19 protein-coding genes are annotated in these 20,764 nt (G+C 66.7%); 10 read left to right on the top strand and 9 right to left on the bottom strand.

What is annotated here, in order from left to right; all coding sequences use genetic code 11:
• Positions 1–134: 134 nt before the first annotated feature.
• The gene (locus GUI70_RS24355) at positions 135–1,193 is read left to right on the top strand and encodes an RlpA-like double-psi beta-barrel domain-containing protein (protein ID WP_237724888.1); all 1,059 of its coding nucleotides are present in this window, start codon (positions 135–137) and stop codon (positions 1,191–1,193) included.
• Between the two features lie 99 nt (positions 1,194–1,292).
• On the opposite strand, the gene GUI70_RS12865 is transcribed toward GUI70_RS24355, so the two are convergent.
• Positions 1,293–1,994, bottom strand: a complete 702-nt coding sequence (locus GUI70_RS12865) for an ABC transporter ATP-binding protein (RefSeq protein ID WP_237724887.1) — start codon at positions 1,992–1,994, stop codon at positions 1,293–1,295.
• 279 nt (positions 1,995–2,273) lie between these two features.
• On the opposite strand from GUI70_RS12865, the gene GUI70_RS12860 reads away from it, so the two are divergent.
• Positions 2,274–4,043: a VanW family protein gene (locus tag GUI70_RS12860; RefSeq protein ID WP_161882708.1), complete on the top strand. Its 1,770-nt coding sequence runs from the start codon at positions 2,274–2,276 to the stop codon at positions 4,041–4,043.
• 24 nt (positions 4,044–4,067) lie between these two features.
• Here GUI70_RS12860 and GUI70_RS12855 read toward each other — a convergent pair whose 3' ends face one another.
• Together GUI70_RS12855 and GUI70_RS12850 are read right to left on the bottom strand one after the other, a co-directional pair.
• The gene (locus tag GUI70_RS12855) at positions 4,068–4,598 is read right to left on the bottom strand and encodes a GNAT family N-acetyltransferase (protein WP_161882707.1); all 531 of its coding nucleotides are present in this window, start codon (positions 4,596–4,598) and stop codon (positions 4,068–4,070) included.
• Positions 4,595–5,596: a LacI family DNA-binding transcriptional regulator gene (locus tag GUI70_RS12850; RefSeq protein ID WP_161882706.1), complete on the bottom strand. Its 1,002-nt coding sequence runs from the start codon at positions 5,594–5,596 to the stop codon at positions 4,595–4,597. Before GUI70_RS12850 ends, GUI70_RS12855 begins: the two co-directional genes overlap by 4 nt.
• Before the next feature lie 206 nt (positions 5,597–5,802).
• Here GUI70_RS12850 and GUI70_RS12845 point away from each other — a divergent pair, with 206 nt between their 5' ends.
• The 5 genes from GUI70_RS12845 to GUI70_RS12825 all read left to right on the top strand — a co-directional run bounded on the left by GUI70_RS12845 (position 5,803) and on the right by GUI70_RS12825 (position 9,628).
• Positions 5,803–6,486, top strand: a complete 684-nt coding sequence (locus GUI70_RS12845; protein ID WP_161882705.1) for an SCO family protein — start codon at positions 5,803–5,805, stop codon at positions 6,484–6,486.
• A complete protein-coding gene (locus GUI70_RS12840) occupies positions 6,483–7,322 on the top strand; it encodes a cytochrome c oxidase assembly protein (RefSeq protein WP_237724886.1) in 840 nt (279 codons plus the stop codon). The genes GUI70_RS12845 and GUI70_RS12840 overlap by 4 nt, the downstream gene beginning before the upstream one ends.
• Before the next feature lie 14 nt (positions 7,323–7,336).
• On the top strand, positions 7,337–7,951 hold the full coding sequence (locus GUI70_RS12835; RefSeq protein WP_161882704.1) for an HD domain-containing protein: 615 nt from the start codon (positions 7,337–7,339) through the stop codon (positions 7,949–7,951).
• A 95-nt stretch (positions 7,952–8,046) separates the two neighbouring features.
• Positions 8,047–8,277: a hypothetical protein gene (locus GUI70_RS12830; protein WP_161882703.1), complete on the top strand. Its 231-nt coding sequence runs from the start codon at positions 8,047–8,049 to the stop codon at positions 8,275–8,277.
• 67 nt (positions 8,278–8,344) lie between these two features.
• Positions 8,345–9,628 carry a DUF4139 domain-containing protein gene (locus GUI70_RS12825; protein ID WP_161882702.1) on the top strand — a complete coding sequence of 428 codons (1,284 nt, stop codon included), beginning with the start codon at positions 8,345–8,347 and terminating at the stop codon, positions 9,626–9,628.
• Positions 9,629–9,692: 64 nt separating this feature from the next.
• Here the strand turns inward: GUI70_RS12825 and GUI70_RS12820 are convergent, their stop codons facing one another.
• Positions 9,693–10,562 (bottom strand): SDR family oxidoreductase, encoded by an 870-nt coding sequence (locus tag GUI70_RS12820; RefSeq protein ID WP_161882701.1) that lies wholly within the window; start codon positions 10,560–10,562, stop codon positions 9,693–9,695.
• 132 nt (positions 10,563–10,694) lie between these two features.
• On the opposite strand from GUI70_RS12820, the gene GUI70_RS12815 reads away from it, so the two are divergent.
• The 3 genes from GUI70_RS12815 to GUI70_RS12805 are packed head-to-tail and all read left to right on the top strand — an operon-like array spanning position 10,695 to position 13,754.
• On the top strand, positions 10,695–11,888 hold the full coding sequence (locus GUI70_RS12815) for a type III polyketide synthase (protein WP_161882700.1): 1,194 nt from the start codon (positions 10,695–10,697) through the stop codon (positions 11,886–11,888).
• Positions 11,888–12,610, top strand: coding sequence for a class I SAM-dependent methyltransferase (locus tag GUI70_RS12810; RefSeq protein ID WP_161882699.1), 723 nt, complete (start codon positions 11,888–11,890; stop codon positions 12,608–12,610). The genes GUI70_RS12815 and GUI70_RS12810 overlap by 1 nt, the downstream gene beginning before the upstream one ends.
• Positions 12,603–13,754, top strand: a complete 1,152-nt coding sequence (locus GUI70_RS12805; protein ID WP_161882698.1) for an FAD-dependent oxidoreductase — start codon at positions 12,603–12,605, stop codon at positions 13,752–13,754. The genes GUI70_RS12810 and GUI70_RS12805 overlap by 8 nt, the downstream gene beginning before the upstream one ends.
• Before the next feature lie 114 nt (positions 13,755–13,868).
• Here the strand turns inward: GUI70_RS12805 and GUI70_RS12800 are convergent, their stop codons facing one another.
• The 5 genes from GUI70_RS12800 to GUI70_RS12780 all read right to left on the bottom strand — a co-directional run bounded on the left by GUI70_RS12800 (position 13,869) and on the right by GUI70_RS12780 (position 20,748).
• Positions 13,869–15,017, bottom strand: a complete 1,149-nt coding sequence (locus GUI70_RS12800) for a PQQ-dependent sugar dehydrogenase (protein WP_161882697.1) — start codon at positions 15,015–15,017, stop codon at positions 13,869–13,871.
• A gap of 302 nt (positions 15,018–15,319) precedes the next feature.
• Positions 15,320–17,671: an ATP-dependent DNA helicase RecG gene (recG, locus tag GUI70_RS12795; protein ID WP_161882696.1), complete on the bottom strand. Its 2,352-nt coding sequence runs from the start codon at positions 17,669–17,671 to the stop codon at positions 15,320–15,322.
• A 301-nt stretch (positions 17,672–17,972) separates the two neighbouring features.
• A complete protein-coding gene (locus GUI70_RS12790; RefSeq protein ID WP_161882695.1) occupies positions 17,973–18,494 on the bottom strand; it encodes a class I SAM-dependent methyltransferase in 522 nt (173 codons plus the stop codon).
• 27 nt (positions 18,495–18,521) lie between these two features.
• Positions 18,522–18,815, bottom strand: coding sequence for a hypothetical protein (locus tag GUI70_RS12785; protein WP_161882694.1), 294 nt, complete (start codon positions 18,813–18,815; stop codon positions 18,522–18,524).
• Positions 18,816–18,888: 73 nt separating this feature from the next.
• Complete coding sequence (locus GUI70_RS12780) at positions 18,889–20,748, bottom strand: ATP-binding protein (RefSeq protein ID WP_237724885.1); 1,860 nt, start codon at positions 20,746–20,748, stop codon at positions 18,889–18,891.
• Positions 20,749–20,764 lie beyond the last annotated feature (16 nt).

Genomic DNA, 20,764 nt, shown 5'->3' with positions numbered 1-20,764 from the left:
AGACCGACGTTTGCTCTCAAGCTGACGGTGTCCGATCACACTCAGAACCAGCTTTGGACTGATTTGTGAACCCTAAATGTTCGCCGGGCCAGATTCGAGAAAATGGGCTCCGCGAAGAAAACCGAAGGAGTGATGTGCTGAAAACGATGCATCTGGTGGGCGCTCTGGCGCTTGGTTTTACAGGATTCGGGGCCGCGCAAAGCGCACAGGTCGCTCCCAGCTCGCCGACCCGGCAAGCTCCCACGCAGGCCAGCGGCGGCGCGCCGCTCAATCTGGGCAGCAGCCTGACCCAGCAACTCGCCCGCGCCGCCCTGCTGCTGCATGCCCAGGCCCCGCTGTGGGGGAGCAGCGAACCGGTGGCCGCTTCCGCTTCAGCCAGCGCGCCTGCCAGTGCCGTCCCCGTCCGAACCTTGCCTGCCAAGGCCGTGCCCAGCAGCCCAGCGCCGGTGAACCTCGCCGCGCTGCCGCAACTGCCCGACTCTGCTCTGATCGGGCAGGCGGCCTTGGCGGCCACCACCCCGGCCCCAGTACCTGTAGTAGCGAAGGCCGTGGCCCCTGTGGCTGCTCCCGTCCAGGCAGTCCAGGCGCGGAGCTCCCAGCGACCGACAGCCCCGCAGGCAGCGCCACAACAGCCCCACCCGCAGCAGGCCACCCAGGCCAGGGCAGCTCAGGCGAAGGCCGCGCAGCTCAAGGCAGCTCAGCTTCAGGTCGCCCAGAAGAAAGCCGCGCAACTCAAGGCGGCTCAAGTCGCTTTCGCGCAGGCCAGGGCAGCGCAACTCAAGGCTGCGCAGACCAGAGCGGCCCAGGTCAAGGCCGCGCAGGCACAGGCCCGGGCCAGCCAGTCTCCGGTCGCGCCGCGCCGCGTTGCCATTCTCGGCGGGGTCAGCCGGGTGGTCCGCGCTACCGCCTACAGCAGCGACGTGGGCCAGACCGACAACAGTCCCTTTATCACCGCCACCGGCACGCGGGTCCGTCCCGGCGTCATCGCCCTGAGCCGCGACCTGCTGCGGGTTTTTCCCTACGGCAGCCGCGTCACGTTGCGCGACAGCGCCGGACTGCTGAGTGGCCGGGTCTTCATCGTCGAGGACACCATGAACGTGCGGCTGGCCAACACCATCGACATCTGGATGGGCAGCCGCGCCCAGGCGTACCAGTGGGGCGCGCGCACCGTCACCATCAGCGCCGTTCGCTGACCGCAGGCTGTAGGGCGAGGACGGACTGGGCTGGGAAGGCGCTCGGTCTGTTCTGCTTTTTTCTGCTCCCCGGCTTCACGTTCCTCGCGGCCAGCGGACTCAGGGCGCGGTGGTCAAGGCCTGGGCCGTCTGCGGCCGCGCTGTTCGTCCATCGAGCAGATGGATCTGCCGGTCAGCCAGCGCGGCCAGCGTCTCGTCATGTGTCACCAGCAGCACGCCCGAGCCGTACTCGCGCGCCAGGTTGATCATCAGCCGGGCCACCCGGTCGGCGTTGGCCCGGTCCAGGCTGCCGGTGGGTTCGTCGGCCAGCAGGGCAGCGGGGCGGGCCATCAGGGCGCGGGCCACCGCCAAGCGCTGGCGCTCGCCACCGCTGAGGACGTCCGGGTACGCCGCGCCGCGCCCGCCGAGACCCACCTGGGTCAGCAGTGCCTCGGCCCGCTCGGTCAGGTCCTCACCCAGAATCAGGCCCGGCACCAGCAGGTTGCCCAGCACGCTCAGGTCGGGCAGCAGGTAATGGTGCTGAAAGACCAGCCCCAGCGCCCGCACCCTCAACCTGGCCCTGGCCTCGATGCTGAGCTGATCGACCCGCCTGCCCTCCCAGAAAATGGCCCCGCTGCTGGGCTGGCCCAGGCCACCGAGCAGGTGCAGCAGGGTGCTCTTGCCGCTGCCGGAAGGCCCGGTCACGGCCACCACCTCGCCGCGCGCCACGTCCAGGCTCACGCCGTGCAGCACCGTCGTCTCGCCGTAGCGCTGGGTGATTTCGTGGGCGCTCAGCACAGGAACGGGGGCAGCAGCGGTCACCGGGCCATAGTAGCAGGCGGGCCAGCAGCGTTCCGGGATGAACCCAGCGACCCTGGCCGGGAGACCGAGCATGAAGGGCAGTTTCTTGCTTTTGAAGTACCATGAGCAAGGTGCTCACTCGAGGCGAGAGGCGGACCTCGCCTGCGCACGGACAAACCAGACAATCGGTTATCCACCCCTCCTCCCTGAAACTTTTCGAGTGTCCTGCCTTCCCCTGACGCGCTGTCTTTCGGTGGACCGCACGGCGTTCTCCGCGACGGAGAAGAAGTTGAGAACACTATGAGCAATGTCAAAGCATGGATCATCGGCGGCTCGGCCATCGCCATTCTCGGCGGCGCGCTGGCGCTCGGCGTTGCGGTCAACGAGGGCCGCTTGCCTGCCCAGACGCAGGTGGGCGGCGTGGACGTGGGCGGCCTGAATCAGCTCGAGGTGGCCGCGAAAGTGCAGGCCGCCCTCAAGCCGCCGATCATCCGGGTGAGCCTGGCAGCAGCCGACCTGAAAGCCGTCAGCCCGGCCACAACCGCTCCAGTCACCACGCCCACCGCAGCCGCACCCAAGGTCAGCGCCAGAAGCTGGACGCTGGACGCGGGCAAGCTCGGCTACAGCGCCGATGTCAACGGCAGTGTGGCCGCTGCCTTCAGCGACGCCGACCAGCGCAACCTGATCGAAAAGGTGCAGGATCTGGCCGGACAGCGCAGCGCCCAGCACTATCCGCTCAAGGTCAGCGTGGACCCGGCGGTGGCCAGTCAGGCCCTGGCCGCCCTGAGTGCCGATCTCAACACCGCGCCGAAAAGCGGCAAGATCTTTTTCGACAAGACCCGCTACGCCCTGACGCCAGACGTGCCGGGCCAGAAGGTGGACGTGGACGCCGCAGCCCAGGCGTTCGCCGCCGATCCGTCGCAGCGCGAACTGAACCTGAGCCTGACCACCTGGACCTCACCCGACAGCGCCGCCAAGTTAAAAACTCAGGTGGACAAGGGCAACGCCCTGCTGCGCCCGCTGACGGTGGAACTCGGAAAAAGCCAGCGCAGCGGCGTGCTGAGCCCCCTGCAGGTCGCCAATCTGTTCTGGGTGCGCCCCGGCGGCCTCGAACTCGACAAGGCAGCCATGCAGCGCAGCTTGAAGACCCTCAGCGGCTACCTCGACAACCCGGCCCAGAACGCCCGCTACGAGCGCCAGGGCAGCAAGCTGGTGCGCGTCAAGGAAGAGCCGGGGTTGATCATTGACCAGACGGCGGCCATGAAACTCCTGAGTCAGGCTGTGCTCGACCCCAGCGTCAAGACGCTGAGCCTGCCCGGCAAGGTGGCCAAGCCGACCATCACGGTGGCGGCGCTGCCCGACCCCAACACACTGACCCTGATCACCACCGGCGTCAGCACCTACTACCACTCCAGCCCCGCCCGGCGCACCAACGTCGCCAACGCGGCAGCCAAGATCGACGGCGCGGTCGTTCCGGCAGGCGGCACCTTCAGCTTCCTCAACACCCTGGGCAGCATCAGCGAGGACAACGGCTTCGTCGGCGGGCTGATCATCAGCGGCGGGCGCACGGTAGACGGCCTCGGCGGCGGGGTCTGTCAGGTCTCCACCACCACCTTCCGGGCGCTGTATCAGTCGGGCATGCCGGTCGTGGAGCGCAACCAGCACTCCTACCGGGTCGGCTACTACGAGCCGCAGGTGGGCTTCGAGGCGGCGGTGTACGACCCCGGCGTCGATCTCAAGATGAAAAACGATACTGGCGGCCCGGTGCTGATCCGCACCGTCAACAACGACGCTAGGAGCACCTTGGAAGTGCAAATCTGGGGCGTGCCGCAAAGCCGCCGAGTGAGTGTTTCACCGGCCACCATCCTCAGCAGCACCCCGCACCCGGCTGCCAAATTCGTCTTCAACCCCAACTTGCCGCGCGGCGCGAGCAAGCAGGTCGACTGGGCCGCCAACGGCTACGACCTCTACATCACCCGCACCATCAAGGACGCGTCCGGCGTGCGCAGCGACAAGGTGGAAACCATCTACAAGCCCTGGCAGGCGGTTTACGAGCGCGGACCAGGCTGAGACGGAGCGCGAATCAGTAGCGGGTCACTCCCTTGGGGGTGGCCCGCCTTCCTGTTGGGCCAGCTCAGGGCGGTAGCGCCGATCGGCCAGCACCACTGACGTCTCGATCTGCCGCTCGGGGATGACCCAGAACTTCTTGAGGAGTGGGGTCTTCTCCTCGTCTGAGACCAGCCTGAAGCCGTGCTTCTGATAAAACCGGATGGCCCAGGTGGCGGCCTGCCAGGTGCCGATCAGAATGGGCTTGTCCGTACCGGCGATCAGGTCCGCGAGCAGCAAGGCCCCGATGCCCCGGCTGCGGTGCTCGGTGCGGACGTAGGCGTGGCGGATCAGCTGTACCTCGCCCCGGTCCTGAATGCCCATCACGCCGACGACCGTGCTGTCTTCGACAAAGCAGCGGAAGCGCACGCCCGCCGCCAGCTGCCTGGCCAGCTCCGACTCGCCCATGTACGGCTCGTGCCAGCGGTCTGCCGGGATGATGCCCCGGTAGGCCTCAGCGGCGTCGTTGATGACGGCGAGAATGGCCGGGAAATCGGCGGCGGCAGCATCCCTGATCATGCGTGCCCGGTGCTGGAGCGCAGCACCAGCCTCGGCTCGAAGGTGCGCACGCGCGGCGGTCCCCGGTGCCCCGAGAGGCGCGAGAGCAGCAAGGTGGCGGCCTCGTAAGCCATCGCCTCGACCGGCTGGTGCAGGGTGCTCAGGCCGCGCGCCGCCGCCCAGGGCTGGTCGTCGAACCCCAGCACCTTGAGGTGGCTTCCCACCGCCAGACCGCGTGCCTGGGCTTCGTCGAGCAGCGCTCCAGCCAGCAGATCGGCAGAGGCGAAGACCGTCGCCGGAAACTGAGCGGCGTCGAGCACCTGTCCGGCCACCGTGCGCGCGGCGTGGGCATCAAATGAGCTGATGAATTCGCCGCTGACCGTGCGGCCCGCCTCGGCCATCGCCGCATGAAACCCCGCGCTGCGCTCCTCGAAGACCCGCGAGGTGAAGATCTGATCGAGTTCGGTCTCGACCCAGACGGCGTAGCTATGCCCCGGCTGCTGGGCCACGAACTGCCCAGCCATCCGCCCGCCGAGGTGGTTGTCCATCCGGGCGCAGTCCACGCCCTCAGCGTAGGCGTCCACCAGCACCATCGGCTGCTGCTCGCGCAGGCGATTTTCGCTGAACAGCTGGGTCAGGTTATAGGTGGCCATCACCAGTCCGTCGGCTTGGTAGGCCAGGGTGTGGCTGCCCAGGTAGCGCTCCAGGCGCGAGCGGTCGAGCAAGGGAAAAATCGCCACGTCGTAGCGGGCCTCCTGAAAAGCCGATTCCAGGCCGTCGAGGAGCCGCACATAGAACTCGGTGGTGATGACCGGCAGCAGAATACTGATGGTGTACGACTTGCCGCCCGCAATGCGCCGGGCGTGGGGGTTGGGCACGTATTCCAGGTCGCGGATGGCGCTCAGCACGGTCTGCCGGGTGCTGTCACGCACGGCGGCATGATTGTTGAGAACCCGTGACACGGTTCCGACACCGACGCCCGCCAGCCGCGCCACATCCTGAATGGTCGGTTTGTGCATTGCGGTCAGTCTAACGCACCGGCGCAGGCGCAGTGGAACCGCTTCCCTGAGAGCCGGTAAGCCCACAGGGGACAAAGCGCCGCGCGCGGGCGTGCACAATGGAGTTCTCCCCAGGCGCTCAGCGACAGGCCCCACGAGCAACGGAGGTGTTGCCGAATGCAGTTGTGTTGTTTGTGTCCTTTCACTCGGGTTTCCGAGGCCCTCAGATGACCGAGCTTGAACGTGCCGACACGGGTCAGCCGTCCGACGCTGATTCGTCCGCAGCCGCTGGCCCGGCACTGGGCCGCCCTTGGTATGTCTCACTCATCTTCGCCCTGGTTGCCGTGGCGCTGCTGCTCGGCGGAGTGTGGCTCTACGCCCGGCTCAAGACGCCGTTTCCCTTTTTTGGTACCGCCTACACGCCGCCGATCACGGCCCCCACCTTTTCCGGCACCGACCAGAACAACGCCGCCTATACCTTTGCCCCCAACGGCAAGACCACCGCACTGTTTTTCGGCTTCACCCACTGCCCCAACATCTGCCCGCTGAGCCTGACTTACCTGAACAAGCTGCGCGAGCGCCTGCCCGCCGCCGAGCGCCACGACTTTCAGGTGGTGCTCGTCAGCGTCGATCCGCAACGCGACGCGCCTAAGCAGCTCAAAGCCTACCTCAGCTTCTTCGGCACGGCCACCGGCGTCAACATTCCCGAACCCGAGCTGAAAAAGGTAGCACTCAGTTACGGCGCGGGCTACAGCAAGGCCGACATTAAGGGGCCGAACGATTACCAGATCAACCACACCACCGCCACCTATCTGATCGACCAGGACAGCAAGATTCGCCTGATCTGGGACTACACCCAGTTGCCGCAGCTTGGCCGCCTCCAGGCCGACTTGCAGGAGGTGATGCGGTGAGCTTGCCAGTGAACGATCTCAACCCCGGCCAGCTCAATCCCAGCTGGGCCGAACTGCTGGCGCTGCGCTTCGACCCGCTGATATGGACGGCGATCCTGGCGGTGGGCGCGTGGTACTTCGTGGCCTTCGCGCGCAGCCGCCGGACGCAGCCGGGCGTCTGGCCGATCTGGCGGACGGTGCTGTTCGGGCTGGGGCTGGTCGTCACTATCGTCGTGACCCAGAGTCAGGCCATCACGCTGACCCTCAACAGCATGGCCCTCTACATGGGCCGCCTAATGCTGCTGGCCGAACTGGTGCCGCCGCTGGTAGTGCTGGGCTTGCCACACCATCTCAAGCTTTCGCGCCGCTCACCTGCCGGGCGGCTGCTCAGCGTGCTGCTCGATCCCTGGGTGGCGCTAGCGCTGTGGTTTGCCATCATCATCTTCTGGAACATCCCGGCGGGCTTCAACGCCAGCATCGTGACCAACACGGCGGGCGCGCTGCTTCCGGCGCTGTACCTGCTGGGCGGGCTGCTGGTCTGGTCGGTCATCCTGCGGCCTTTGCCGAGCATTCAGGGCGGCAGCCTGGGCAACCGGGGCTGGTTCGGGCTGCTCAGCGGGCTGCCGATGATGGCGGTGGCGGCCACCTGGCTCTACAGCCCCACCGTTTTGTATACGCCGTACGTCAGTGCTTTGTGCCTGTGGAACCTGACCTCGCTGCAAAATCAGAGCATCAGCGGCTGGATCATGATGCTGGCGGGCTTGCCCGGCATGGCGCTGGCCCTGGTCCAACTGATGGGCTGGCTGATCGAACTGGCCGACAGCGGCACCCAGCAGCCCCCACCACCCGCCGCCTGACGTGGTATCTGAAAATGGAATCTGAAGGGCTACTCCCGAGTCTGAAGCAGGCCGAGGCGCTGCTGCAGGCCGCCGAACATCGTAATGCCGGCGGCTGGGTGGCCCACTCGCGCTTCGTGGCGCAGGCGGCCCGGCTCATCGCCGAGCGGCACCCCACCCTCGACCCCCAGCGGGCCTTCGTGCTGGGCCTGCTCCACGACCTCGGACGGCAGACCGGCCCTAACCAGGACCGGCACATTTTGGACGGGCACGATGCTCTGCTGGCGCTCGGCTACCCGGACGCGGCGCGCATCGCCCTAACCCATTCGTTCGTGGTGCCCGACCTCGCCACCTTGCAGGGCCAGTGGGACGGCACCGCGCAGGAATGGGCACGGCTGGGCAATCTGCTGGCCGCCGCCGAGATGACTGAGGAAGACCGCCTGCTGCAACTCTGCGACACCCTGGCCCTGGCGAGCGGCTTTTGCACCGTGCAGGAGCGGCTCGTGGACGTGGCGCTGCGCTACGGCTTCAACACGCGCACGCCCGACAAGTGGCGGGCCGTGCTGACGCTCAAGGCCGACTTCGACACGGCCTGTGGAGGCAACATCTACGCCCTGCTGCCGGACCTGGCCGAGCGCTTGATCGGCTGACTGGACTGGCGTCGAGAGGGCCGCCCTTGCGGCTAGACCTGCAAGAAAATTGTGGGCTGAGGAGGTTCATACTCTCCATGAAGGAGACATGCACCATGAACCACCTCATCAGCCCGGCTTCGTTCTCGCGGGTGCTCAGCCACCTTGTCAGCTGCGGCTCACTCTCGGCCGGTGAGGCGGTGCGCTACCGCAGCGGCAAGGTTCCGCAGCAGTTTCAGCTTGCCCTTCCGCACGGCGCGCTGCTGCGCCACAGTTCGCGCGGCTACGTCATCGACGGCGCAGGGAGCCGTGATTTTCAGGCGGACCTGGCCTGGGCGCTGGCCTGAAGACCCACCTGAGCGGCGCGTCAGCTTCTCTCACGCCAGGTCAGCAAACGTGCCTCAGAGTACGGTTATGCCTTTCATCTCCTCAGACACTGCTGCCCGAACCCTGAGTCTCGCCGCTGCCCTGGCCCTGGCCGCCAGCGCCCACGCCACCGATCTGCGCATCTACCAGAACTTCGGCGAGGTCCGCACGCCTATTACCGCCAGCGGCAACACCTACCAGGTCGATCTGCCCGACAGCGCCTGGCAGAACCTGATTCCCGGCACCATCGACCTGGAGGGCCTGAGTTACACGCAGGCGGTGCAGATGCGCGGCATGAGCTGGCTGACCGGCCTGGAAGGCAAACCCGTGACGCTGCGCGAGGATAACAAGACCCAGACCGTGACCCTGATTCGCGCCGCCGATCTGCTGATCAAGGATGCTCTCGGCCAATACCGCAATGTCAGCTACAGCCAACTCAGCTTCCCGGTGCTGCCACCACTGAATGCCCAGCAGCCCGGCCAGAGCTTGATCTATAGCCTCACCAAGCCGGGCAAGGGGACGCTGAGCTACCTGACGAGCGCCCTGGGCTGGACGCCACGCTACACCCTGCAGACCTCGGGCAGCGTGGCCTCGCTCTCGGCGCTGGCCGACATCCGCAACAGCTCCGATCAGGTCTACAGCGTCACGGCCACCGAGCTGTTTGCCGGACAGGTGGACATTCAGAACAACCGCCCCGTACTGTACGAGTCGCGCGCCGCAGACGCGATGGCGGCCCCCGCCCCCATCTCGGCTCCCAAGGTCGGCACGCTCGGCACCGTCAACGGCCTGTACCGCTACGGCCTCGACTCGGCCTTCACCCTGCCTGCCAACAGCACCTACACCCTGCCGTTCCTGACGCCCAAGCTCAGCAGCTTCGAGCGCTACGCCAGCCTCACAACCTACTTCAACACCCAGAAGAGTGACGGCACCCTGAACCGCTCGTACCGCCTGAAAGCCGACCAGAACCTGCCGGGCGGCCAGCTCACCGTGCGCGAGGACGAACGCATCGCCGGACAGACCACCATCGAGGAGACGGCCAAGGGCGAGGCCGTGGAGTTCAGCCTGGGCCGCGACCCCGACATCCGCTACACCCGCAGCGTGCAGACGCTGGGCACCACCAAGAACGGCGGCAGCTACAAGGTGACCTATACCTTCACCAGCAGCAAGGACCGCCAGGTGCGCGCCGAGATCAGCGAGCAGGTCGGCGGACGCAAGGTCAGCATCGACGGCAAGATGCAGGCCAACCAGAACGTGGCCGAGTTGCGGGTGGACGTGCCCGCCGGGAAAACCGTCACCAAGACCTTCACGGTGGTGATCGACAACTCCGAGTGAACCGGGCAAACAGCATGGGGCCGGGCGCACGGAGAGCGCTCCCGGCCCCATGCTTTATTCCGCCTTACAGGTAGCTCTCCGTCAGCGCCCACAGCCGCTTGCCCGCCGCGTCGTCGAGCGCCTGGGCGGCAGGCTGGGTCACCCGCGACTTGGCGAAGTACAGGCCCGACTGCCCCTCCACTTCCGGGCTGGACGCCAGATGAATGCTGGTCTGCGCACCCTTCTCGTCGGTGAGGCTCAGCGGCGCGGCCAGGCTGGAGAGGCGCGACACCAGACCGCTGTTGTTCTGGTTGAAGCCCGAGGCCACCACGCCGGGGTGCAGGGCATTGGCGGTGACGCCGCTGGCCCGCTCGCGGTAGGCCAGTTCGCTGGTAAACAGAATATTGGCGAGCTTGCTCTGCCCGTAAGCGGCCCAGGCGCTGTAGCCGGTCTTGAACTCGGGATCGTTCCAGCGCATCTTGCCGAAGGCGTGCGCGGCGCTTGCCACGCTGACGACGCGACCCCGGCTGTCGCGCAGCAGCGGCAGCAGCTCACGGGTCACGATGAAGTAGGCCAAGTGATTGAGCGCCCAGGTCAGCTCGATGCCCTCACGGCTTTCCTGACGCTGGTTGTAGATGGCCCCGGCGTTGTTGACGAGCACGTCGAGCTTGCCGACCCGCCCGGCGAACTCACGGGCCATGCGGTCGGCCTCACCGCGCAGGCTCAGGTCGGCCAGCAGGTGGCCCGCCGCGCCGATCTCCTGCTGCACCGCAGCGGTTTTTTCGGGATTGCGCCCCACGATCCACACCTCGGCTCCCTGCCGGATCAGGTTGGCGGCGGTGGCCTTGCCAATGCCGCCGGTCGCGCCGGTCACCAGCACCGTCTTGCCCTGCAGCTGCCCCAAGCTGGATGGAGTCGGAGTGTTCGTGGAGCGGCTGGGTTCAGAAGTGGTCATGCCGAACATGGTACGGCCTCGGCGGCGACTCAGCAGCCCATCATTTCGCAGGTCATCAGCAGATAAAGACCAGCCCAAAGAAATTGCACCAAAGTTGATAGTTGCAGTCAGGACGGGTGTTTATCCTGCGCTATGCCGGTTTACGCACACTCGATTGCCACTGCCGTTCCCGAGACGGTCTATCTCCAGAGCGAGCTGCGCGACATGGTCAAGGCGCAGCCGCAACTCGAGCGCCTCTCGCAGCGGCTCGTCAGCATGATATACAACGCCTCGGCGATTGACCAGCGCCACAGCAGCATCGACGAGCTGCGCCGCGCTCCCGAGGACGGGGTGGGCACCTTCTACGACCCGGTCACGCGCCAGCTCTTGTTCTCCAGCACCGGGGTCCGTAATAACTTCTACGCCGAGGCCGCGCCCAAGCTGTTTACCGAGGCCGGGCGGCGGGCGATGGCCAGCTGCCCGGATCTGAAGGCCAGCGACATCACCCACGTCATCACCGTGTCGTGTACCGGCTTTTATGCGCCGGGACCCGACTACGACGTGGTGCGCTCGCTGGGCCTCTCGGCGCAGACGCAGCGCTTTCACGTCGGCTTCATGGGCTGCTACGCAGCGTTCCCGGCGCTGAAGATGGCCAAGGCGTTTTGTGAGGCCGATGCGGGCGCGGTGGTGCTGGTCATCGCCGCCGAGCTGTGCTCGATTCACATGCGGGTCAACAACGACCCCGACACCCTGATCGCCTCCAGCCTCTTTGCCGACGGCGCGGGAGCGGCCATCGTCAGCGCCCGGCCCTCGCTGGGCAGCGCCCACACCCTGCGGCTCGACGCCTTCGAGACCACCCTGACCCCGGTGGGCGTGGGCGAGGCCGACATGGCCTGGAAGATCGGCGACGAGGGTTTCGAGATGGTGCTCAGCACCTACGTGCCCGACATCATTGAGGCCCACATCGTGGGCGCGCTGACGCCGCTGCTAAACAGTGAGCCGCAGCTGGCCGCCGCGCCGCACCGCCAGATTGAGCGCTGGGCCATCCATCCCGGAGGGCGCAGCATTCTCGACAAGGTGCAGACCAGTCTGGACCTCAGTGACGAGCAGCTGGCCCCCTCGCGGGAAGTGCTGCGTTCCTACGGCAACATGAGTAGCGCCACCGTGCTGTTTATCCTCAAGGACTTGCTGGAAAATGCTACTGACGGCGAGCGCGTCTGTGCGATGGCCTTCGGCCCCGGCCTGACGGTCGAAACTGGTCTGATGACCCATTGCCCGGTGCCTGCTGCCCAGGCAAGCCCAGCACAGCACTCCGGTGAGCTGCAACTGGCTGCCGGACGGCATTGATGCTGGGGTTCGGCCAGCGCCTGATCGGCGCGCAGGAAAAGATGGACGACCCAGACTGCGACCCCGTGCAGCTGGAGCGCACCTACCACCATTTCGGCCTGGTCAACGACGTGCTGTCGGGCTGGCGCAGCGTGTATGTGCAGCGCATTCGTCCGCAGCTCTCGGCCACCCGCCCCAGCACCCTGCTCGATATCGGCTGCGGCGGCGGCGACGTACCGATCCGGCTCTCGCAGTGGGCGGCCCGTGACGGGTTGCGGCTGGGGATCACCGCCATCGACGCCGACGCGCGTGCGATTCGCTACGCATCGGCGCGGCGCTTGCCCAGCGGCGCGGCGCGGCAGCTGCACTTTCGGCAGGCCATGAGCGGCGATCTGGTGCGTGAGGGGCAGGTGTTCGACTTCATCACGTCCAACCATCTGCTGCATCACCTCAGCGCCGCCGAGCTCAGCGTTCTGCTGGCCGACTGCCAGCGGCTGTGCGTCGGCACGGTCATCCACAACGACATTGGGCGCAGCGCCCTGGCCTACGCGCTGTTCGGGCTGGGCACCTTGCCGCTGTTTCGTGGGTCATTTATTCACGATGACGGGCTGCTCTCGATTCGCCGCAGCTTCAGTCAGCCCGAACTCGCTGCCCTCGCGCCGCCCGGCTGGTGGGTCAACTCGCTGGTGCCGTTTCGCCACCTGCTGATCTACCGCGCCTCAGAACAGCGCCCGCATGCTTGACGTCCTGATCGTGGGTGGCGGTCCGGTGGGTCTGTTTCTGGGGTGCCTGCTGGCCCAGCGTGGCCTCAGTTTTCAGGTGCTGGAGCGCCGCACAGCTACCAGCTCCCACTCGCGGGCAGTAGGGCTGCACCCACCCGCGCTGGAATTGTTCGAGCGCGTCGGCGCGGCGCAAGCGGCGGTGCAGGCAGGCGTTCCGGTGCGCAGCGGCGTGCTGCGCGGGCCGGGCGGTGTGGTTGGGGAACTGGATTTCGCGGGCGTCTCACCGCGTTATCCGTTTGTGTTGGTGCTGCCGCAGCACGACACCGAGAAACTTCTGGAGGCTCGGCTGAGTGAACTGGCCCCACACTCGCTCCGGCGCAGCGTGGTCGTGCAGAGCCTGACCCAGACGAATGAACGTGTCACCGTCAGGGCACTGGAAGGCGAAGCCGAGACGACCTTGCAGGCCCGTTTCGTGGTCGGGGCCGACGGTCGCAGAAGCCTGATCCGCTCGCTGCTGGGCGTCGCCTTCCGGGGCCGCACCTACCCCGACACTTACCTGATGGGAGACTTTCCCGATACCACCGCCTACGGGTCGCGGGCCGTACTGCAGCTGGACTCCGGCGGCATCGTCGAGTCGTTTCCGTTGCCGGGTCAACGGCGGCGCTGGGTGGCCTACACGCCGTCGCTGCGCCTGACTGCCAGCGCCGCCGACCTGAGCACCCTCCTAGCCGAGCGCACCGGCCTGCACGTACCTGCCCAGGAATGCAGCATGCTCAGCGCCTTCGAGACCCGCAGGCACGCCGCGCAGACGATGCTGCGGGGCCGCGCCGTGCTGATCGGGGACGCTGCCCACGAGGTCAGCCCCATCGGCGGGCAGGGCATGAACCTCGGCTGGCTCGACGCCGCCGCCCTCGCGCCGCTGCTGGAGCAGGCGGTGCAGGGTCAGCCCTTCGACACGCGCCCGCTTGAACAGTTCAGTGCGGCCCGGCTGCGCTCGGCCCGCCGGGCGGCGCGGCAGGCCGAAATCAACATGTGGCTGGGCCGCCCGTTGACCCCGTTACTCGTTCCGGCCCGCGAAGCGCTGATGCGCGCCGCGCTGCGCCCCATCAGTGCGCCGAAGCTGGCCGACGTATTCACCATGCGCTGGTCGCTGCCCGCCTCCTGAGCACAGCAGCAGCCTCATCGTGAAAGGACTCACCTTCTTATCCGGAACGACGCCGATGACGACGCTTGGCCGCTGGGCACACCACTCCTCATACAGGGATCTGCCCGCCTGACGTTACTGGCTGTACGAGATGCGGTAGATCAGCCCATTGCCGTCGTCGGTCAGCAGCAGCGAGCCGTCGGGGGCCGCATGCACGTCTACCGGACGCCCGGAGGTGCTCAGGCCACTGTGAAAGCCGCTCAGGAAGTCCTGGGTTTCGCCGGTCTGCGGATTAACGGTGATGACCTTGTAACCCGACTGCGGCAGCCGGTTCCAGGAGCCGTGCAGCGCCGCGAACATCAGCCCGTCGTATTTGGCGGGAAATGCCCTGGCCGCGCCCTGGGCAGGCGTGTAGAAGGCGATGCCCAGCGGCGCGGCGTGGGCGGTGGTGGTGGCGAACGACGGCTGGGCCGCGTCACAGTAGGCCTGATCCTTCTTGCCGAACTCCTGGTCCCAGGTCTGCTTGGCCCCGGCGGCCAGCGGGTAGCAGTAGGGCCAGCCGTAATTCGCACCGTCTTGCAGCTTGAAAAACGATTCGGGCGGGGTGTCGTTGCCGAGCAGGTCGCGCCCGTTGGCGCTGGCGTAGAAGGTACCGCCCTGCCAGGCCAGCCCCACCGCATTCCTGAGGCCGGTAGCGTAGGGCCGACCCTGCTGGCCGTTCTCATCGTAGACCCACACGGCGGCCCGCTTGGGGTCCGTCTCCTCACAGGCGTTGCAGTCGCTGCCCGCCGCCACATACATCTTGTCATCCGGCCCGAAGACCACCGTGCGCGAGTAGTGCTTGCCCTTGACCGGCAGATCGACGAGCTTCTCGGGCGCGGCACTGGCCGCCGTATCGCCCGCCGCGTAGGGAAATCTCACCACCGCGTCGGTGTCGGCCACGTAGAGAAAGCCCTTGTGAAAGGCCAAGCCGTGCGGCTCGTTGAGGCCGCTGGCAAACACCTGCTTGGCATCGAGTGTGCCGTCCCCGTTGCGGTCGAGCAACACGTCCACCTGCCCGGCGTCCAAGTCGCTGACGAACACGTCGCCATTGGCAGAGGTCGCCATCAGGCGCGGCTTCTTGAAGCCCGAAGCGTAGACCTCGGCGTGAAATCCGGCGGGCAGCGTCAGGCCAAGCTCCGGCGCAGCGGTATTGGGGCCGCGCACGTAGGCGCAGGCCCCCAGAGCAAGACTCAGGGCAAAGAGCAGGCCCAGCCGGGCTGGGTTCAGCGGAGAAACGGTCATGGCTCAGGAGAGCGCGGCCAGATGAGACAGCTGGGTCAGGTGCGTGAAGCGGCAGGCAGGTTCCGGAGATTGTCCTCAGCATCGGTTCTCGGCCAACTCTTGAGTGACGGGAGCCAAAAAGAAGAAACCACTTCCGGCTTGAGGCTTAAGAAGGGTTCCTGCTGCGCGGCGGACTTCACTCGGCCCGCTTTTAAATTGTGCGCTGTGACAACTATGTTACGTACACAACGTCACATGGTTGTCACAGTCGGATGAACGGACCTTAACGTCCAGTCCACACCAACCCCAGCGCGGACCCTCACTCAGATCACCTCGCGGTAGGCCACCTGGTTACTGCGGGCCTGCAACTCCTCGCGCAACCCCGACAGGCGCGGGTGCTTGAGCGTGGGGTCGTGCGCCAGAATGTGCTTGGCGAGGTCGCGGGCCGCCTCGATGATCGCCACGTCGCTGACCAGATCGCCCAGCTTGAGGTCGGGGATGCCGCTCTGACGGGTGCCGCGCAGCTCGCCGGGGCCGCGCAGCTTGAGGTCGGCCTCGGCGATGACGAAGCCGTCGGTGCTGCCCTCAATGATCTTGAGGCGCTTGCGGGTTTTCTGGGAATGCTCACCCGCCACCAGCACGCAGTAGCTCTTGGCGCTGCCGCGCCCGACCCGGCCCCTGAGCTGGTGGAGCTGGGAGAGGCCGAATCGCTCGGCGTTCTCGATCACCATCACCGAGGCGTTGGGCACGTCCACCCCGACCTCGATAACGGTGGTGGACACCAGAATGTCGAACTGCTGCTCGCGGAAGCGCTCCATGATGGCGTCTTTCTCGGCGGCGGCCATCTTGCCGTGGAGCAGGTCAATACGGGCTTCCGGCAAGATCACCCGCAGATCGTCGGCGAGCTGGGTGGCGGCCAGCAGTTCCAGGGTCTCACTCTCCTCGATCAGCGCCGTGACGACAAACGCCTGCCGCCCTTCGCGGATCTGGGTCATGACGAAGCCGTAGGCCTGGGTGCGGTGGGTATCTTGCAGGAGTTTGGTATCAACCGGCGTGCGGCCCGGCGGCAGCTCGTCGATGATGCTGAGTTCCAGGTCGCCGTAGGCGGTCAGGGCCAGGCTGCGCGGAATCGGGGTGGCCGACATCACCAGCACGTCGGGGCGGCCCGCCAGCAGCTTGCGGCGCTGGGCCACGCCGAAGCGGTGCTCCTCGTCCACGACAGCTAGGCCCAGATTGGCCCAGCTCACGTTTTCCTGAATCAGTGCCTGGGTGCCCACCACCACGTCGATCAGACCGTTGGCAATCGTCGCCTGCATCTCGGCCTTCTGCTTGGGGGTCAGTGCCCCGATCAGCAGGCCCACCCGCACGCCCAGCGGCGCGAGGTAGTTCTGCATGTTGACGAAGTGCTGGCGCGCCAGAATCTCGGTGGGGGCCATCAGCGCGCCCTGGTAGCCGTCGCGCACCGCCAGGTAGAGGGCGCAGGCGGCCACCGCCGTCTTGCCGCTGCCCACGTCGCCCTGCACCAGCCGGGCCATCTGGCGCTCACTGCGCATGTCGTCGGCGATCTCGTGCAGCACCCGGCGCTGCGCTCCGGTGAAGCGGAACGGCAGGCCCGCTTCGAAGTCCTGCATGTCGCGGTCGGTGGCGGTAAAGCGCTTGCCCAGCAGCACCGCGTCCTCGCCCTGAAGCAGCATCCGCAGTTCCAGAAACAGGTACTCGTCGAATCTCAGGCGGTGATCGGCGCGCGCCAGGTGCGCCTCATCGTGTGGAAAGTGAATGCCGCTCAGGGCGTCGGCGAGATCGGTCAGCTCGCACTGCTTGCGCCAGTGGGCGGGCAGGTAATCGCCCGTGTCGTAGCGTGAGAGGGCCGTCTGGGCCGCCTTTCTCAAAAAATCCTGACTGACGCCCTCCTTGCTGTCGTAGACGCCCACGATTCGCCCGGTGCTGAGGCTGCCGCCCGCGCCACCACTCTCAAGCAGCTCCATGTGCTCCACGCCGAGCTGGGCCGACTTGCCGAAGCGCTTGACCCGCCCGGTCAGAATCAGTTTCGCGCCCTCGCGCAGGTTCTTCTCAACCCAGGGCTGATTGAACCAGGTCGCCTTGACGCGCTCGCCGCTCCCCGTTTGCAGCACCGCGTCCAGAATCTGCATGCCGGGGCGCGGACTGCGGCGGGTCTTGGAGACGATCACGCCCGAGACGGTGGCCCGCGCGCCGTCCTCGATCTCGGCAATCGAGGGCAGGGCGCGGCGGTCCTCGTGGCGGCGCGGATAGTTGTGCAGCAGGTCGCGCATGGTCTGAAGGCCCAGCCCGGTGAGTTTTTTCAGGCCGCCGTGTCCCCAGTCGAGTTGCGCGAGCGGCGTCCCGGGTATCAGCACCGCACCTGCCGGAAGAGCGGGTACCGGAGCGTCCTGCCGGGCCACCTTGGGAGCGCTCACCGCTCTGGGCGGGCCATCTTGTAGCAGGCCCAGCGCCTGCTTCAGCGCCTGCTCGCGCTCGGGAATGCTCAGGTCGTCGTAGCCGCGCAAAGCTTCGCGCACCTGCGGAAAGGGACCGGCAATCGGGCCGCCCAGCAGCTTTTCCAGGCCGCCTGCCACCGCTCTGTTCTCATAGCCGCGCAGGCGTTCGAGTTCCAGCGGACGCCTCAGTTTTTCGCGCAGTTCGGGCAGGGTGGGCATACAGGGTGCAGTTTAGCGGCGCAAGGTGAGGGCAAATGGGCCGAAGCGCGGAGAGGGTCGACGAGTCCGAGGGCTGTTCAGTCGCGAGCGTGCTCAGTCGCAGGTATAAAAGCAGATCACCTTGGACACCCGCAGTGCCACCCCGCCTTGCCGCTTGCTGACCAGATTGCTGTCGTCGCCCACGGAATGGAGGGGGGCCTGACCTGGCCTCAGTGAGCGCCACCGGGCGTCGAAGGATTATCAAAGGCGGTGTCGCCGCACGAAAATGGCCTGAACATTCGGCGGCTTGGTCTCGGGCGGCTCAGGCCAGGGGCGTGATCAGCGCCGAGTACATTCCGGAGCGCTGACAACGCGAGGGCTGATCGGCCAGCCTGCGCGGCGCGGGCCAGTCCAACTCGGCGCAGAGCTTTTGCAACTTGGCGAACGAGAGCGGGTAAGGCACCCAGAGGGAGCTGCGCTCAAGGTCGTACTCCAGCACGACCAGCTTGCCTGGTGGCCGCAGCAAGCCGCGCAAGCGTTCGAGCGTGGCGCGCTGATCCTTGAAGAAATGCAGCGCGTTGGCCAGGAGCAGGCCGTTTTGCAAGGGGATCAGCGGCAGGGCGGTAAAGTCGGCCCCGAGCGTCCGCACCGCTGCGCCGCCTGCCACACCCCGCACGCGCCCCAGCGCACGGATATCTCTGTCGATGGCCAGCACCGAGCCGTCCGGCCCCAGCAGGGCCGAGAGCGCCGCCGCGAAGGTGCCGCTGCCTGCTCCCAGGTCGGCCCAGGCTTCGGCAGGCTCCACGGCGGCGGCGATCAGGCGCTGGGCATCGGCAGGGTCCATATGGGAAGTCTAGGACAGGCCCGGGGCTTACGTGCTGCTCAAACCGTGCCACTCAGCGGGGCTGCTCGTCTGCCAGCAGCTTGGCAGCCTGTTGGCCCAGTCGGTCCTGGGCAGCCTGACGCATGTACTGGGCGGCCAGCGGGTCCTTGATGAGCGCGAGGCTTCAAAGAGCCGCAGATTCGCCTCAATCACCAACAGGTCGTCGCGGCTGATGGGCGCGTGCCGCAGACCCTGGGTGTCGAGGACCACACCGCCGGGCATCTGCGCCGTGATGAAGATGACGGCTCCGGTCAATCCCTCGCCAGCCTGCGCCCTGGGCATAGTCGACTTCCTCCTGCCCTCAGCCTAGCCGCCAAGTTGTCAAAAGCCTGTCAAAGAGTGCCGGAGCCGTTCATCAGTTCAGCCACGCTTCGCCTTCCTCGATCACAGGTTTGCCGCTCTCCCCCACCTCGTCACCGCGCGTGGCCCAGGCCGGAAACGGGTAATTGACCAGCACCGGGTTGGGAATGTCTGGCTGCGACACCAGCATGGTGCCGGGCTGCAAGATGCCCGCGCGGGCGCGAAAGCTCTGCGGCAAAAAGCGGTATTCGGGGCGCTCGGCCTCGGCCAGATCGAGCCTGCCCACCACCCGGATGGCCGCGTTGGAAACGATCCGGCGCTCCACCTCGCTGGCGGTCTGCTGTGCGCCGATCAGGATGATGCCCAGGCTGCGGCCCCGCTCGGCGATGTCGAGCAGCACATCCTTGATCGGGCTGGAATCGTCGCGCGGCGCGTATTTGTTGAGTTCGTCGAGCACCACGAACACCGTATCCTGCCGCCCGTTTTTCTCCTTGTATTCGAACAGATCGCGCAGCAACACCCCCACCACAAACATCTGGGCCGGGCCGGAGAGGTTGTGAATGTCGACGACGCTCATCTGGAAGCCACCGCTGATCAGGTTGGGGCGGTACTTGTCGGCCTGCTGCGGGCTGAGGTCGCCGCGCACCAGTGGAGTGAGGTGCTTTTGCACGCCGCGCAGCCGCCGCACGAAGGCCCTCAGCGTGCCGGGCGACTGCTTGAGCACCCATTTGGAATCGCCCTCGCCGTCGTTTTGTTCGAGCAGCTTGTATTCGAGGTAAGAAATGAGCTGCGGAAAGGTTTGCAGGCTGACCTTGCCCAGCGCGTCGAACTGCACGTCGTCGGGCACCTCCTCGGACTGCACCGGGTCCCAGTCGGAAACGAGCAGGGCCGCGCCCGTACCGTCCGATGCCAGCCGGGCCAGCTTCTCCTCAATATTGCCGATGACGAAACCCAGGTTGAGGCTGCCCGCCGCGTCGGAAAACACGTAGGGCAGCATCCGGCGCAGGCAGAACTCGCGCAGCGTGAACACGAACGGGGTCACGCCCTCGGCGCGCTGGTCCACGTGTGGCACGATGGCGCCTCCCACGCCAGCGGCACGCGGCGGAGCCAGAAATTGCACGTCCCGGAACGGCGACATCGGCAACCCCAGGAGGCTGTAGCGGTCGGCGGTCAGGCCCTTGGTGTGGCGGGCCTTGTTTTCCCGGTCCACGACCTTGCTGTTGGGCTTGTCCAGAAACAGCAGGTCCTCGCCCTTCACGTTGAAGATGATGGCCTTGCCGCCCGCCGACCCGGCCTGCCGCCCACCGCTCTTGTGGGCCACCCGGTCCATCACGCCGCTGCGGAAAATCGAGTGCAACAGGAATAGGGCGTAGCTGGTCTTGGTGGCGACCCCAGAAATGCCAGAAATGTTGATGTGGCCGCCGGACTCGCCGTTGATGAAGCGGAAGTTGAGTGGCAGCACCTGCCCGTCGGCAATCAAGCCCGCCGGGAAGGCGGCCTCCTCCATCTTGTCGGCGCTGAGGGCCATCTCCAGCGCCTTGCCGCGCGCGTGGCGCACCACGTCGCCCGGCTGCGGCGGAATGAAATCCTCGGGGTCCACGCGGGTGACCAGGACTCGGGCGGCGTAACTCACCGAGGCGGGCAGCACCCCGGCCACGATGTCCTCCACGTCCGACTCGAAGGTGACGCCCTCGTGGCGCTTGCGCACATTGTCGACTGCCCCGTAGAAGTGGACTGGCTGGCCGTTGGGCTTGAGGGTCTCGACCACCACCAGATCGTCGAGTTGCACACTCGCACCGCTCGACACCGCGAACCAGAAGATGGTGGGCGTGGCGTCCTCGGTGCCCAGCACCATGCCGATGCGTTCGGGCAGGTCAGGGGCCAGCGGGCCGCCGAGAGAGAGGTTCTGGGTCATGCGGCTGACCGCCTGG

The organism is Deinococcus alpinitundrae (assembly GCF_009982895.1).
GTDB classification, from domain to species: Bacteria; Deinococcota; Deinococci; order Deinococcales; family Deinococcaceae; genus Deinococcus; species Deinococcus alpinitundrae.
Note: the sequence above shows the minus strand (reverse complement) of the source record. Positions and strands in the feature narration are given on the sequence as shown.